A 13,933-nucleotide genomic window follows, 5' to 3' on the forward strand; every position below is an offset into this window, starting at 1 on the left:
CGGTAATACAGGCCGACATTGGTGGCGCGGGCGAACATGGGGGTCTGGGTAGCCGTAGCGGTTGACCGACGTCAAGGGCGGGGTATCGGTGAAGGATGCGCGCGACCCTTTTGCCTCATCCTTCCACGGCGGACGGACCGATCAACGCGGTCGAGGTCCAGCTTGAGCGAGACGGTACTGTGCTGTGGCTGCGTTACGTAGTCGAGGGCGAGGTGGACGAGGTCGCTTGGCCCGCGCCGGAACCGCAGGCGCGGGCTGACGAACTCTGGCGGCACACCTGCATGGAGGTCTTCGTCCGGACCGACGATGGCTATCGGGAGTACAACCTGTCGCCTTCGGGGCGGTGGGCTTCCTATGCGTTCAGTGCGCCGCGAAGCGGGATGCGTGATGCGGACGAGGTCGCGACCGTCCTGGGGCTGGATGGCGCGAAGGACCTCGTTGGCCTGGAGGCCCGGGTGGAATTGCCGGTCGGCTTTACCGGCCAGGTAGGCTTGTCAGCCGTAATCAAGGACCGGCGAGGGCACATCTCCTATTGGGCGCTGGCCCATCCTTCGGATAAGCCGGACTTCCATCACCCCGCCTCCTTCGTTCTGGAACTCCCATGAAGTTCGGTCTCGACCGCCTGCTGTCCGATCCCGCCCTGAGCGCGCCGTTGAAGGGGCGCAGGGTCGCGCTGGTGGCGCATCCGGCGTCGACGACGCAGGACCTGACCCACGCCGTGGACGCCTTGGCGGCGCATCCGGACATCGAGCTGACCGCCGCCTTCGGCCCTCAGCACGGGATGAAGGGGGACCTGCAGGACAATATGATGGAGAGCCCGGACTATACTGATCCGGTGCACGGCATCCCCGTCTTCAGCCTGTACGGCGAGGTCCGGCGGCCGCAGGCGGACTGGATGGACACGTTCGACGTGGTCCTGATCGACCTGCAGGACGTTGGGTGTCGCATCTACACCTTCGTGACGACGCTGCTCTACATGCTGGAAGCCGCTGCGGAGCACGGCAAGGAGGTCTGGGTGCTGGATCGCCCGAACCCCGCCGGGCGGCCGGTCGAGGGAACTACGCTGGTCGAGGGCTGGGAAAGCTTCGTCGGCGCCGGGCCGATGCCGATGCGGCACGGCATGACGCTGGGCGAGATGGGCCTGTGGTTCATCGACCACTTCAGGCTGGATGTGGCCTATCGCGTCATCGAGATGGAGGGCTGGCAGCCCGAGGCGGCGCCCGGCTACGGCTGGCCGCTGAATGAGCGCAGCTGGATCAACCCCAGCCCCAATGCGCCGAACGTCTCCATGACCCGCGCCTATGCGGGCACCGTCATGCTGGAGGGGGCGACCCTGTCGGAAGGGCGGGGCACGACCCGGCCGCTGGAGCTGTTCGGGGCTCCGGACATCGACGCCCGGGCCGTGATCGCCGAGATGAAGGCCTTCGCGCCCCAGTGGCTGAAGGGCTGTGGGCTGCGCGACATGTGGTTCGAGCCGACGTTCCACAAGCACGTCGGCAAGCTGTGCTCGGGCGTCCAGATCCACGTCGACGACCCGGCCTATGACCACGAGGCCTTCCAGCCGTGGCGGGTGCAGGCGCTGGGCTTCAAGGCTATCCGGCGGCTGTATCCCGACTACGACCTGTGGCGCGACTTCCCGTACGAATACGCCTTCGGCAAGCTGCCGATCGACGTGATCAACGGAGGCCCGTCGCTGCGGGAGTGGGTCGATAACCCGGCCTCGACGCCGGACGATCTGGACGCCGTCGCCACGCCGGATGAGGAGGCCTGGCTGACCAGCCGCGCACCCTTCCTTCTGTACTGACACGTTGTGCTGCAGCGCCGAAGGCGAGGTTCCCCGCAGGCATGCGCGCGGGCGCCAGATGTGCTATGTTCCGGCGTCTTGGCGATTGGTGTTATTGCGGATTTTTGTATAAACGCAGTTTATTGTGCACCTGCAAATAAACGATTGGGCTGATGTGTTCGATTCGGATAGGAGAGTGGCCTCCAACCACTCCTGCCTCATGGATGCACCGCATGGCCCTCATCAACACCGCCCTCAAGCCGTTCACGGCCACCGCCTACAAGGAAGGCAAGTTCGTCGAGATCTCGGACGCCGATGTGAAGGGCAAGTGGGGCATCTTCTTCTTCTACCCGGCTGACTTCACCTTCGTCTGCCCGACCGAGCTGGAAGACCTGGCCGGCATCTATCCGACCCTGCAGAAGCTGAACGTCGAGGTGTACTCGGTCTCGACCGACACCCACTTCAGCCACAAGGCCTGGCATGACTCGTCGCCGGCCATCGGCAAGATCAACTACTTCATGGTCGGCGATCAGTCGGGCACCATCACCAACAACTTCGACGTCATGCGTCCGGGCGTCGGCCTGGCGGACCGCGCGACCTTCCTGGTCGATCCGGAAGGGGTGATCCAGTTCATGGAAATCACTTCCGAAGGCGTCGGCCGCAACGCGACCGAGCTGCTGCGCAAGGTCAAGGCCGCCCAGTACGTCGCCGCTCACCCGGGCGAAGTCTGCCCTGCCAAGTGGGAAGAAGGCGAAGCCACCCTGGCGCCGTCGCTCGACCTCGTCGGCAAGATCTGAAGACCGCACCCATCGACCGGCGGCGGCGTGAGTAGCGTCGCCGGTCACAGGCGCCCGATCCGTCGGGCGTCCGCAGAGGCCGCGGGGTGAGTAGCGTTTCCGTCCCCGCGGCCTTTTTGCGTCCGGCTCTCGCCCGTAGCGGCTTGAGGGCGGCGCCCAACCCGTAGCCTTGTGAGGACCCCGATGCTCGACGCCAATCTGAAAACCCAGCTCGAGGGCTACCTCAAGAACATCGTCCACACCGTGGAGCTGGTCGCGTCGCTGGGCGCCGGACCCAAGTCGCAGGAGCTGAAGGCGCTGCTGGAAGAGATCGTCTCGGTCTCGCACGGTAAGGTCGAGATGGGCCGGGACTATGACGATGAGCGTCAGCCCAGCTTCCTGATCCGCCGCAAGGGCACCGACATCGGCGTGCGCTTCGCCGGTATCCCGCTGGGGCATGAGTTCACCTCGCTGGTGCTGGCCCTGCTGCACGTCGGCGGCCACCCGTCGAAGGCGGCGCAGGATGTGATCCAGCAGGTCAAGGACCTGGAGGGCGACTACCTCTTCGAGACCTACTTCTCCCTGTCCTGCCAGAATTGCCCGGACGTGGTGCAGGCGCTGAACCTGATGAGCGTGCTGAACCCGCGCATCAAGCACGTCGCCATCGAGGGCGGCCTGTTCAAGGACGAGGTCGATGAGCGCAAGGTCATGGCCGTGCCGACCGTCTTCCTGAACGGCGAGCTGTTCGGTCAGGGCCGGATGGAGCTGGAGCAGATCGTCGCCAGGATCGACAAGGGCGCCGAGAGCAAGGCGGCCGAGAAGATCAAGGCCAAGGACCCGTTCGACGTTCTGGTCATCGGCGGCGGTCCGGCCGGCGCGGCGGCCGCCATCTATGCGGCCCGCAAGGGCATCCGAACCGGCATCGCCGCAGAGCGGTTCGGCGGTCAGGTGCTGGACACCATGGCCATCGAGAACTTCATCTCGGTGCCGCACACCGAAGGGCCGAAGCTGGCCGCCCATCTGGAGCAGCATGTCCGCGAGTATGAGGTGGACATCATGAACCTGCAGAAGGCGACCAAACTGATCCCGGCCAAGGTCGCGGGCGGGCTGCATGAGGTGGTGCTGGAGAACGGCGCCAGCCTGAAGTCGCGAACTGTGGTCCTGTCGACCGGCGCACGCTGGCGCCAGATGAACGTGCCGGGCGAGGAGCAGTACAGGAACAAGGGCGTGGCCTATTGCCCGCATTGTGACGGACCGCTGTTCAAGGGCAAGCGCGTGGCGGTGATCGGCGGCGGCAACTCGGGCGTCGAGGCGGCGATCGATCTGGCGGGCATCGTGGCCCATGTGACCCTGATCGAATACGACAGCGAGCTGCGGGCCGATGCGGTGCTGCAGCGCAAGCTGGCCAGCCTGCCGAACGTGAAGATCATCACCTCGGCCCTGACCACCGAGGTCCATGGGGATGGCGAGAAGGTGACGGGTCTGTCGTACGAGGACCGCAACTCGGACGGCCACCACGACGTCGAGCTGGAAGGCATCTTCGTCCAGATCGGTCTGGTGCCGAACACCGAGTGGCTGCACGGGGCGGTGGCCCTGACGCCGCGCGGCGAGATCGAGATCGACCACCGGGCCGAGACGAGCCAGCCGGGCATCTTCGCGGCCGGTGATGCGACGACGGTGCCGTACAAGCAGATCGTCATCGCCATGGGCGAGGGCTCCAAGGCGGCGCTGTCTGCCTTTGACTACATGATCCGGACCGAACCTGCGGAGGCGGCGGTCGAGGTCGCCTGACCCCGTCCGGATCGAGCCGCTGAAGCCCCGGCGTTCGCGCGCCGGGGCTTTGTTCTGTCCGGTTGGCCGCGAGGCCGGAGCGGGGTAGGGCAGGGTCATGCAGGGCTTGAACACACGTCTGGTCGGGGTCGGGGTCGGCTGCGGCCTGGGGGCCGGGGCCATGTGGGGGCTGGTCTTCCTGGCGCCCAAGTTCGCGCCGGACGCCTCGCCCATGCTGATGAGCGCCGGGCGCTATCTGGCCTATGGCCTGTTGGCCGCCGCCTTGCTGGCGCCGCGCTGGATCAAGGTGGCGCCGCTGCTGGATGCGAAGGCTTGGCGCGCGCTGGCCTGGCTGAGTCTGGCGGGGAACATCGTCTACTACCTCTTCCTGGTGGTCGGGGTGCATTTCGCGGGCGTGGCCGCCTCGGCCCTGATCGTCGGCATGGTGCCGGTGTTGGTGGCGGTCTGGGGCCTGAAGGACAGGGATGCGCCGCCGCTGCGCAAGGTCGGGCCGCCGATCCTGCTGGCCGCGCTGGCGGTCGGGCTGATCGGCTGGGAGAGCCTGTCACGCGAAGCCTTGAACCGCGATGTCGGGCAGGTGCTGATCGGTCTGGGCTGCGCGCTGGCGGCGTTGGTCAGCTGGTCCGCCTACGCGATCGGGAACAGCCGCTGGATGGCGCGCCTGCCGCAGGTCAGCGCCCATGACTGGTCACTGCTTACAGGCGTGGTGACGGGCGGTTTCGCCGTGTTGCTGGCCGTCCCGGCGGTGGTCGAGGCCAGCGGCCAGAGCGGTGACCAGTGGGCCCGGCTGGCGGCGGCCAGCATGGGGGTGGCGATCCTGGCCTCCATCGTCGGCAACGCCTTCTGGAATCAGGCCAGCCGCCTGCTGCCGCTGTCTATGCTGGGGCAGATGATCGTGTTCGAGACCCTGTTCGCCTTCGCCTACGGCTATCTGTGGGAGGGGCGGGGGCCGACCGTGATCGAGATCGTCGCCATGGTGATGATGGTGGTCAGCGTCCTTTGGTGCGTGCGGGCGCACCGGACCTCCGCCGTTGCGGTAGTGGACGGCGACCACTGACCCGGCACACGGGAAAAAGTGCACTCAAGAAAAAATGGAGTGCACATCGTGCACTTTTTCGCGTGAAGCGGATGCGAGAGGTCATATTCAACCCTAAGGGGGCTTGGGCACGACGCCGGGGGGCGGCGAGTTCCGGTGCGGCGGGGCATAGGCCTGTGCTCACCCCCGGGGGGGGGGCGTCACGCACCGCAATGTCAAAGACCGGATCACAGTCTGCCATGCGGATGCGTCAAATTTGGACGTAGGGTCGGGCCGGTCGCGGGACGAACGCAAATCCACCTGGCGCTTTGCGCCGCTGCCTTCCCCTCGATCGGGGAAGGGCCGGGGATCGGGGTGAGGGCTGGCTGTCGACGTGAAGAGCATCTTGCGGGAGATCGACTGCGCCTCGCGAGGTCAGTCTTCAAGCGCCTGCATCCACCCCCACCCCAACCCTCCCCCATCGAGGGGGAGGGCTTCTGAGCGGAGCGGCGGATAGCCCTAGGCTACGTCACGGCTGCAATACCTGCACACACGGGCTGCAGCCTTGATGCTGGATTGGCAATGGACGCAGTTCTTGCGTGCGTAGGGTGCGAGGAGATTGCGTATCAGGCGGCCCACAATGAACCCCAGGTCCGCGACCAGCGGTTCGCCTTCATTCTTGCTCATCCAGCCAGAAGCCCCTTACGCCGGGTTTTCTTCCAGACGCTTGTCCAGATACGCGCCGACGCGGGTTTCGACGGCGGCCATGTGGTCCTGCCAGAAGTGGCTGGCGCCCTCTTCCAGTTCGTAGTCGATGACGATGCCCTTCTGGGTGCGCAGCTTGTTGACGACGCGCTCGACCTCGACAGGCGGGACGATGGTGTCAGCCGTGCCGTGCAGGAACAGGCCCGAGGCCGGGCAGGGCGCCAGGAAGGAGAAGTCGTACATGTTCGACGGCGGCGAGACCGAGATGAAGCCGTCCGTCTCGGGGCGGCGCATCAGAAGCTGCATGCCGATGTAGGCGCCGAACTGGTAGCCGGCGACCCAGGTCTGGGTGGCGGCGGGGTTGTTGGCCTGCAGCCAGTCGAGGGCGGTGGCGGCGTCGGCCAGTTCACCGATACCGGAGTCAAACTCGCCCTGCGACTTGCCCACGCCGCGGCTGTTGTAGCGCAGGGTGGCGAAGCCGCGCTTCACGAACAGCTGGTACAGGGTGACCGCGACCGGGTTGTTCATATGCCCGCCCGCCTTGGGGTGCGGGTGCAGGATCAGCGCGATCGGCGCGTTCGGACGCTTGCCCGGGGAATAGCGGCCTTCGATACGACCAGAGGCGCCGGGCAGGATGACTTCAGGCATGGGCGGAGCAAATTCCCGTGTTCAAACATCATTTCGCAGTCGCGTAATACTTGACCGCGCCAGTAGGACTTTCTAAGTCCACAGCGCGTGCAGACGCCTTTGCGAAGGCGCGGGTTCTAGCACAGGAGCCCCGAAAAGCGCGCGAATTTTGAAGGTGTGCGATGCGTCTGTCGACCAAGGGACGATACGCCGTGATGGCGATGGCCGATCTGGCCCGAAACGGACGCGACGCCGACGGGCAGGCGCGGGCTGTTTCGCTGGCTGAAATCGCCACCCGGCAAGAGATTTCACTGAGCTATCTGGAGCAGTTGTTCGCCCGTCTGCGCAAAAGCGGACTGGTGTCGAGCGTGCGTGGTCCGGGCGGCGGCTATCGCCTGTCGCAGGGCGCGGACGTGACCATGGTGGCGGATATCGTACTGGCCGTGGACGAGCCGATACGCGCCACCCGCTGCGCCGCGCACGGGACGCCGCGCGGCTGCATGATGGGCGGCGAGCGCTGCATCACCCACGATCTGTGGGAAGACCTGGGCGCGGAAATCCACGCCTATCTGGCGGCGGTGTCGCTGGAGGACGTGGTGCTGCGCCGGACGGGGGCGAGGCGCCGGACGCTGGCTCCAGGCATGGAGGCGGCGGCATGAGCGGCGTCTATCTGGATTACAACGCCTCGGGTCTGGTGCGTCCGGAAGTGCAGGAGGCCATGGCGAAGGCCTTGGCCGACAACGGCAATCCGTCGGCGGTGCACGCCGCCGGTCGTCGGGCGCGGGCGCGTATAGAGACGGCGCGGGCGCAGGTGGCCGAGCTGATCGGCGCCGATCCGACCGCCATCACATTCTCTTCGGGCGGGACCGAGTCCAATGCGCAGGCCATCGTCAGCGCGCTGAAGGGCGGCTGCGAGCGGCTGATCGTCAGCGCGACGGAGCATCCGTGCGTGGCCGAGGCCGCGCTGGCGTCGGGCGCGCCGGTCGAGGTGCTGCCGGTCGATGCGAACGGCGTGGTCGATCTGGACTGGCTGGCCGAGGCGTTGGCGCGTCCGGGTGTGGCCGTGGTCGCCATCCATCATGCGAACAATGAAAGCGGCGTGATCCAGCCGATCGTCGAGGCGGCGAAGCTGGTGCGGGCCGCGGGCGGCTGGCTGCACGTCGATGCGATCCAGTCGGCGGGCAAGATCCCGGTCGACATGCGCACGCTGGACGCGGACAGCCTGACCCTGTCGGCGCACAAGCTGGGCGGACCACAGGGCGTCGGCGCGCTGGTGCTGAAGCCGGGCCGCGAGGCGGTGCGCATCCTGCACGGCGCCGGACAGGAGCGCGGCCTGCGCGCGGGCACCGAGAATGTGCCGGGTCTGACCGGCTTCGGCGTGTCGGCGGTGTGCGCGGCGCGCGACCTTGAGGACGCGATGGCCCATGTCGTCTGGCGCGACGCCGCCGAGGCGCGGGCGAAGGCGGCGGGCGCGACGATCATCGGCGGGGCGGTCGAGCGCCTGCCCAACACCCTGTTTATGGCGGTCGAGAGCTGGGACAGCCCGCAGCAGTTGATCACGCTGGATCTGGCCGGGGTCATGATCTCGGCGGGCAGCGCCTGTTCGTCGGGCAAGACCAAGCCGTCGAAGACCATCAGCGCCATGGGCCTGCACGATCTCGCCACGGGCGGGGTGCGGGTTTCGGGCGGCTGGGGCACCACCGAACAGGACTGGACCCGTTTCGCCGACGCCTGGGTGTCGGCCTACGAAAAGCATGTCGCGCGCGCAAATCAGCGCGTGAAGGAAGTCGCGTAAGTCATGGCCGCCGTTCAGGAAACAATCGACGCCGTCGCCGCTCTCGAGAAATACGAGCACGGCTTCACCTCGGACATCGAACAGGAGTTCGCGCCCAAGGGGCTGAACGCCGACATCGTGCGCTTCATCTCCGGGAAGAAGGGCGAGCCGGAGTGGATGCTGGAATGGCGGCTGGCCGCCTTCGAGCGCTGGCAGGCCATGGAGGAGCCGACCTGGGCCGCTGTGAAGTATGAGCCGGTCGACTATCAGGACCTGTATTATTACGCGGCGCCGGTGAAGAAGGAGGGGCCGAAGTCCCTCGACGAGGTCGATCCGGAACTGCTGGAAGTCTACGCCAAGCTGGGCATCCCGCTGAAGGAGCAGGAAGTGCTGGCAGGCGTGCAGGGCGCGCCCAGGGTGGCGGTGGACGCCGTGTTCGACAGCGTCTCGGTGGTCACGACCTTCAAGGCCGAGCTGGCCAAGGTCGGCGTCATCTTCATGCCGATTTCCGAGGCCTTGCGCGAACATCCTGAGCTGGTGCGTCAGTACCTGGGCTCGGTCGTGCCGGTGTCGGACAACTATTTCGCCGCGCTGAACAGCGCGGTCTTCAGCGACGGGTCGTTCGTTTACATCCCGCCGGGCGTGAAATGCCCGATGGAGCTGTCGACCTATTTCCGCATCAACGCCAGCCAGACCGGCCAGTTCGAGCGGACCCTGATCATCGCCGACAAGGGCAGCTACGTTTCCTATCTGGAAGGCTGCACGGCGCCGATGCGCGACGAGAACCAGCTGCACGCGGCGGTGGTCGAGATCGTGGCGCTGGACGACGCCGAGGTGAAATACTCGACAGTCCAGAACTGGTACCCGGGCGACGCCGAGGGCAAGGGCGGCATCTATAACTTCGTGACCAAGCGCGCGGACTGCCGCGGCGACCGGTCGAAGGTGTCGTGGACGCAGGTGGAGACCGGCAGCGCCGTCACCTGGAAATACCCGTCCTGCATCCTGAAGGGCGAGGAAAGCTCGGGCGAGTTCTACTCGATCGCCATCACCAACGGACATCAGCAGGCCGACACCGGCACCAAGATGATCCATCTGGGCAAGAACTCGAGGTCGCGGATCATCGCCAAGGCGGTGTCGGCCGGGAAGTCGGACTCGACCTATCGCGGACAGGTGTCGGTGCACGCCAAGGCGACGGGCGTGCGCAACTTCACCCAGTGCGACAGCCTGCTGATCGGCAAGGAGTGCGGCTCGCACACCATCCCCTACATCGAGGCCCGCAACGGCTCGGCCCAACTGGAGCATGAGGCGACGACGACGCGTCTGTCGGACGACCAGATGTTCTACGCCCAGCAGCGCGGGCTGTCGCAGGAAGAGGCGGTGGCCCTGCTGGTCAACGGCTTCGTCCGCGACGTGCTGCAGCAACTGCCGATGGAGTTCGCGGTCGAGGCGCAGAAGCTGGTGGCGATCTCGCTGGAAGGGAGCGTGGGGTGACCGACCGACGGAATGGCTTCGCCAACAAGGTCGCGGAGGAAGCGCCGTCAGTCGGGCTGGTGAACGACAGGCGCGCCAACGAACGTCTTGCGCGGACGGTGGAATGGCGGGGGCCGACCGCAATCGAGCAGAAGGCGTTCGAGGATCACAAGACCCTCAAGACCTATGCGGAGTTTCTCGTGGCGGCCGCCGAGGTCGATGACGAGAGCTGGATCCTGATGGAACGCGTCTGGCACGGTTTCCCTGATCCGCCCCGCTGGATCTTCATCGCGTTCGGGCCGGACGGCCAGATGATCTGCGGTGGCGATTTCGACCATATCCCCACGAATTGGACCATGCCCGAAGGCGCGATCCTGCCTTTGGAAGAGACTGTTTGACCATGCTTTCCATCTCCAACCTCCACGTCACCGTCGGCGAGAAGCCGATCCTCAAGGGGCTGACGCTCGACGTGCCGGCGGGCGAGGTGCACGCCGTCATGGGGCCGAACGGGGCGGGCAAGTCGACGCTGGGCTACGCCCTGTCCGGACGTCCGGGCTATGAGGCGACCGAAGGCTCGGTCGACTGGAACGGGCAGGACCTGCTGGAACTCGATCCGGCGGAGCGCGCCGCGAAGGGCGTCTTCCTGTCGTTCCAGTATCCGCTGGAGATCCCCGGCGTGCCGGCGATGACCTTCATCCGCACCGCCCTGAACGCCCAGAAGCGGGCGCGCGGCGAGGAGGAGGTCTCGGCCCCCGCCTTCCTGAAGCTGGTCAAGGCGGCGTCGCAGGCGCTGAAGATGGACTTCGACATGCTGAAGCGGCCGCTGAACGTCGGCTTCTCCGGCGGCGAGAAGAAGCGGATGGAAATTCTGCAGATGGCCCTGCTGGAGCCGTCGCTGCTGATCCTGGACGAGACGGATTCGGGGCTGGATATCGACGCCCTGCGCATCGTGTCGGAAGGCGTGAACGCCCTGCGCAGCCCTGAGCGGTCGATGCTGGTGATCACCCACTACCAGCGCCTGCTGGACTACATCAAACCCGACCGGGTGCACGTGCTGGCCGCCGGCCGCATCGTCGCCTCGGGCGGCCCGGAGTTGGCGCTTCAGCTCGAGGCCGAAGGCTATGACAAATACGTGGCGGAAGCGGCGTGAACGCGCTTCCGCTCATTGATCTGAAGGACGCGTCCAGCTTCCCGTCGCGGCGGGTGGAGGCGTGGAAATATTCGGACCTTCGGAAATACCTGCGCGAGGCGCCCGCGCCGTCGCCGTCGGCCCCTCTGCCGGTCGCGGGCGGCGGGCCGTTCGAGGCGTTGGGCGGCGAGGCCATGGTGTTCGTCAACGGCCGGGCCGTGGGCGTGGACACCCTGATGGCTGCCGGCCAGCAAACCCTGCGTCTGCGTTTCGTCTCCAAGGCCGAGGGTACGGGTCATGCGGCCACGGCGCGCATCTCGGCGCGGGCCGGGGCCAAGCTGCTGCTGCTGGAGACCCATGAGGGCTCGGGCTCGGCCTATGTGGCGCACAACCGGCTGGAGCTGGACGTGGCGCGCGGGGCCGAGGTGATCCGCGTGGTGCTGATCGAGGAGCCGGCGGACGCCATTTCGGTGACCCAGGCCGAGGTGCGGGTCGAGGCGGGCGGCGTCTATCGCCAGACCGTGCTGACGACCGGATCGAAGCTGCAACGGATCGAGACCCAGCTGCTGCATTTCGCCCAGGGCGCCGATGTGCGTCTGGACGGCGCCTATGCCCTGTCGGGCGAGCGGCATGCGGACCTGACCACGGTGGTGGATCACGTGGCCGCCGACGGCCTGACCAGCCAGATAACCAAGGGCGTGGTGCGTGACACGGCGCGCGGCGTCTTCCAGGGCAAGATCATCGTCGAGCGCGGGGCCGACGGCACCGACGCCCGCATGCAGCACCATGCGCTGATCCTCGGCGAGCGCGGCGAGATCGACGCCAAGCCGGAGCTGATCATCTATGCCGACGACGTGCAGTGCGCGCACGGGAACACCGTCGGCAATCTGGACGAGGCGGCCCTGTTCTACATGCAGCAGCGCGGCATCCCGGCCGACGAGGCCCGCGCCCTGCTGGTCGAGGCCTTCCTGATCGAGGTCGTGGACCGCATCGCGCACGAGGGCGCGAGAGAGGTGGCGAAGGCATGGCTGACGGATCGACTGTGAGAACCTTTGATCCCTACGCCGCGCGCGCGCAGTTCCCGATCCTGTCGCGGACGGTGAACGGCAAGCCGCTGGTCTATCTGGACTCGGCCGCGTCGGCGCAGAAGCCGCGGGCGGTGATCCACGCCCTGACGGCGGCGATGGAGGGCAGCTACGCCAACGTCCATCGCGGCCTGCACACGCTGGCGAATGAGACGACCGAAGCCTTTGAGGCCGCGCGCGAAAGCGTGGCGCGGTTCCTGAACGCCGAGAGCCCGGACAACATCGTCTGGACCAAGGGCGGGACCGAGGCGATCAATCTGGTCGCTAACGGCCTCGGCCTGTCCATCCAGCCGGGCGACGAGATCATCGTCACCCAGATGGAGCACCACTCCAACATCGTCCCCTGGCACCTGCTGCGCGAGCGGCGCGGGGCGGTGCTGAAGTGGATCCCGCTGCTGGACGACGGGTCGCTGGACATGGCGGCCTATGCAGACCTGCTGGGGCCGAAGACGAAGATCGTCGCGGTGACCCACATGTCGAACGTGCTGGGCACCATCAACCCGGTGGTCGAGATCACCCGCATGGCCCACGCGGTCGGCGCCAAGGTGCTGATCGACGGCTGTCAGGGCGCGGTGCACGGCCTGCCGGACGTGCAGGCCATCGGCTGCGACTTCTACGCCTTCACCGGCCACAAGCTGTACGGCCCCACGGGCATCGGCGCCCTGTACGGCACGACGGCCGCACTGGAGGGCCTGCCGCCCTATCAGGGCGGGGGCGAGATGATCGAGACGGTGGAGATGGAGCGCGTGACTTACGCGAAGCCGCCGCACCGGTTCGAGGCGGGCACGCCGCCGATCCTGGAGGCCATCGGTCTTGGCGCGGCCATCGAGTGGCTGAACCAGTACGACAAGGCCGCCATCGACGCCCATGAGCGCGCCCTGTACGAGCACGCCCGCGCGCGGCTGGACGGGGTGAATTGGCTGAAGGTGATCGGCGAGGCGGAAGGGAAGGGCGCGATCCTGACCTTCACCGTCGAGGGCGCCCACGCCCATGACATCGCCCAGGTGATGGATCGTTACGGCGTCGCGGTGCGGGCCGGACTGCACTGCGCGGAGCCGCTGGCCAAACGATTTGGCCTGACGTCGAGCGCCCGGGCCAGCTTCGCCCTATATAATACGACCGAGGACGCCGACGCCTTCGCCGACGCCCTCATCAAGGCCCGTGAGTTCTTCGCATGACCGACCAGACGACCCCTGCTGAAGCCCCTGCCGTCGAACAGGACGATGACGGCGGCCGCGCGGCTGCTGTCGAGTCCGGCAAGATCAGCCAGCAGGAACTCGACCATCTGACCGACGGCATCATCGAGGCCCTGAAGTCGGTGTACGACCCGGAAATCCCGGTCGACATCTATGAGCTGGGCCTGATCTACAAGGTCGACCTGTCGGACGAGCGCGATGTGGCGGTCGAGATGACCCTGACCGCACCGGGCTGTCCGGTGGCCGGTGAAATGCCGATCTGGGTCGAACAGGCGGTGATGAAGGTCGAGGGCATCCGTTCGGCCCGCGCCGAGATCGTGTTCGACCCGCCGTGGGATCCCTCCAAGATGAGCGACGAAGCCAAGCTCGCGCTCAATATGTTCTGAGGACCGGGATGAGTGCGTCGCCCTCGCACGGTCGCAGGATCAATGGATCGGCCTTCGGGATCGGTTTGGCGGCGTCCTATGCGCTGGCGGTCTCCTGTCTGGCCAGTTGGGCTGCGCTCCTCGGCTTTACGGATTTGCCGTTTCCCGCTGGGTTCTTGTCGTTCTGGCTGTTTCACCTGGTTTGGCTAGCCAGCAT

The 13,933-nt window shown here is 66.7% G+C and carries 14 protein-coding genes; 13 read left to right on the top strand and 1 reads right to left on the bottom strand.

The features are described 5' to 3' along the window. Positions 1 to 95 precede the first annotated feature (95 nt). From FKQ52_RS06725 to FKQ52_RS06745, 5 genes are all read left to right on the top strand, one after another. Positions 96 to 605 carry a DOMON-like domain-containing protein gene (locus FKQ52_RS06725; protein ID WP_141626468.1) on the top strand — a complete coding sequence of 170 codons (510 nt, stop codon included), beginning with the start codon at positions 96 to 98 and terminating at the stop codon, positions 603 to 605. Then, positions 602 to 1,804, top strand: coding sequence for an exo-beta-N-acetylmuramidase NamZ domain-containing protein (locus FKQ52_RS06730; RefSeq protein ID WP_141626469.1), 1,203 nt, complete (start codon positions 602 to 604; stop codon positions 1,802 to 1,804). The genes FKQ52_RS06725 and FKQ52_RS06730 overlap by 4 nt, the downstream gene beginning before the upstream one ends. Positions 1,805 to 2,016: 212 nt before the next feature. After that, a complete protein-coding gene (ahpC, locus tag FKQ52_RS06735; RefSeq protein ID WP_141626470.1) occupies positions 2,017 to 2,580 on the top strand; it encodes an alkyl hydroperoxide reductase subunit C in 564 nt (187 codons plus the stop codon). Positions 2,581 to 2,763: 183 nt separating this feature from the next. Further along, a complete protein-coding gene (ahpF, locus tag FKQ52_RS06740; RefSeq protein ID WP_141626471.1) occupies positions 2,764 to 4,350 on the top strand; it encodes an alkyl hydroperoxide reductase subunit F in 1,587 nt (528 codons plus the stop codon). A gap of 97 nt (positions 4,351 to 4,447) precedes the next feature. Beyond that, the gene (locus FKQ52_RS06745; protein WP_141626472.1) at positions 4,448 to 5,407 is read left to right on the top strand and encodes a DMT family transporter; all 960 of its coding nucleotides are present in this window, start codon (positions 4,448 to 4,450) and stop codon (positions 5,405 to 5,407) included. Between the two features lie 660 nt (positions 5,408 to 6,067). Here the strand turns inward: FKQ52_RS06745 and FKQ52_RS06750 are convergent. Next, positions 6,068 to 6,718: an alpha/beta hydrolase gene (locus FKQ52_RS06750; RefSeq protein WP_141626473.1), complete on the bottom strand. Its 651-nt coding sequence runs from the start codon at positions 6,716 to 6,718 to the stop codon at positions 6,068 to 6,070. 161 nt (positions 6,719 to 6,879) lie between these two features. On the opposite strand from FKQ52_RS06750, the gene FKQ52_RS06755 reads away from it, so the two are divergent. From FKQ52_RS06755 to FKQ52_RS06790, 8 genes are read left to right on the top strand one after another with little or no spacing between them, the layout of a single operon-like run. Next, the gene (locus FKQ52_RS06755; protein ID WP_141626474.1) at positions 6,880 to 7,356 is read left to right on the top strand and encodes an Rrf2 family transcriptional regulator; all 477 of its coding nucleotides are present in this window, start codon (positions 6,880 to 6,882) and stop codon (positions 7,354 to 7,356) included. Continuing rightward, entirely contained in the window at positions 7,353 to 8,492 is a 1,140-nt protein-coding gene (locus tag FKQ52_RS06760) for a cysteine desulfurase family protein (RefSeq protein ID WP_141626475.1), read from the top strand. The genes FKQ52_RS06755 and FKQ52_RS06760 overlap by 4 nt, the downstream gene beginning before the upstream one ends. 3 nt (positions 8,493 to 8,495) lie before the next feature. Further along, the gene (gene sufB / locus FKQ52_RS06765; protein WP_141626476.1) at positions 8,496 to 9,962 is read left to right on the top strand and encodes a Fe-S cluster assembly protein SufB; all 1,467 of its coding nucleotides are present in this window, start codon (positions 8,496 to 8,498) and stop codon (positions 9,960 to 9,962) included. Next, a complete protein-coding gene (locus FKQ52_RS06770; protein ID WP_141626477.1) occupies positions 9,959 to 10,339 on the top strand; it encodes a hypothetical protein in 381 nt (126 codons plus the stop codon). Before sufB ends, FKQ52_RS06770 begins: the two co-directional genes overlap by 4 nt. Positions 10,340 to 10,341: 2 nt before the next feature. Further along, complete coding sequence (gene sufC, locus FKQ52_RS06775) at positions 10,342 to 11,091, top strand: Fe-S cluster assembly ATPase SufC (protein ID WP_141628265.1); 750 nt, start codon at positions 10,342 to 10,344, stop codon at positions 11,089 to 11,091. After that, entirely contained in the window at positions 11,088 to 12,116 is a 1,029-nt protein-coding gene (gene sufD, locus FKQ52_RS06780; RefSeq protein WP_141626478.1) for a Fe-S cluster assembly protein SufD, read from the top strand. Before sufC ends, sufD begins: the two co-directional genes overlap by 4 nt. Further along, positions 12,095 to 13,333 (top strand): aminotransferase class V-fold PLP-dependent enzyme, encoded by a 1,239-nt coding sequence (locus FKQ52_RS06785; protein WP_141626479.1) that lies wholly within the window; start codon positions 12,095 to 12,097, stop codon positions 13,331 to 13,333. Before sufD ends, FKQ52_RS06785 begins: the two co-directional genes overlap by 22 nt. Continuing rightward, positions 13,330 to 13,737, top strand: coding sequence for an SUF system Fe-S cluster assembly protein (locus FKQ52_RS06790; protein WP_141626480.1), 408 nt, complete (start codon positions 13,330 to 13,332; stop codon positions 13,735 to 13,737). Before FKQ52_RS06785 ends, FKQ52_RS06790 begins: the two co-directional genes overlap by 4 nt. Positions 13,738 to 13,933 lie beyond the last annotated feature (196 nt).

Source organism: Brevundimonas sp. M20, assembly GCF_006547065.1.
Taxonomy (GTDB): Bacteria; Pseudomonadota; Alphaproteobacteria; order Caulobacterales; family Caulobacteraceae; genus Brevundimonas.

Excerpts from the sequence above, each read along its gene's own strand:
- sufC (WP_141628265.1), top strand. The coding sequence starts at position 10,342 with ATGCTTTCCATCTCCAACCTCCACGTCACCGTCGGCGAGAAGCCGATC.
- FKQ52_RS06745 (WP_141626472.1), top strand. The coding sequence starts at position 4,448 with ATGCAGGGCTTGAACACACGTCTGGTCGGGGTCGGGGTCGGCTGCGGC.
- sufB (WP_141626476.1), top strand. The coding sequence starts at position 8,496 with ATGGCCGCCGTTCAGGAAACAATCGACGCCGTCGCCGCTCTCGAGAAA.
- ahpF (WP_141626471.1), top strand. The coding sequence starts at position 2,764 with ATGCTCGACGCCAATCTGAAAACCCAGCTCGAGGGCTACCTCAAGAAC.
- FKQ52_RS06760 (WP_141626475.1), top strand. The coding sequence starts at position 7,353 with ATGAGCGGCGTCTATCTGGATTACAACGCCTCGGGTCTGGTGCGTCCG.
- FKQ52_RS06755 (WP_141626474.1), top strand. The coding sequence starts at position 6,880 with ATGCGTCTGTCGACCAAGGGACGATACGCCGTGATGGCGATGGCCGAT.
- ahpC (WP_141626470.1), top strand. The coding sequence starts at position 2,017 with ATGGCCCTCATCAACACCGCCCTCAAGCCGTTCACGGCCACCGCCTAC.
- FKQ52_RS06725 (WP_141626468.1), top strand. The coding sequence starts at position 96 with ATGCGCGCGACCCTTTTGCCTCATCCTTCCACGGCGGACGGACCGATC.
- FKQ52_RS06785 (WP_141626479.1), top strand. The coding sequence starts at position 12,095 with ATGGCTGACGGATCGACTGTGAGAACCTTTGATCCCTACGCCGCGCGC.
- FKQ52_RS06730 (WP_141626469.1), top strand. The coding sequence starts at position 602 with ATGAAGTTCGGTCTCGACCGCCTGCTGTCCGATCCCGCCCTGAGCGCG.
- FKQ52_RS06750 (WP_141626473.1), bottom strand. The coding sequence starts at position 6,718 with ATGCCTGAAGTCATCCTGCCCGGCGCCTCTGGTCGTATCGAAGGCCGC.
- FKQ52_RS06790 (WP_141626480.1), top strand. The coding sequence starts at position 13,330 with ATGACCGACCAGACGACCCCTGCTGAAGCCCCTGCCGTCGAACAGGAC.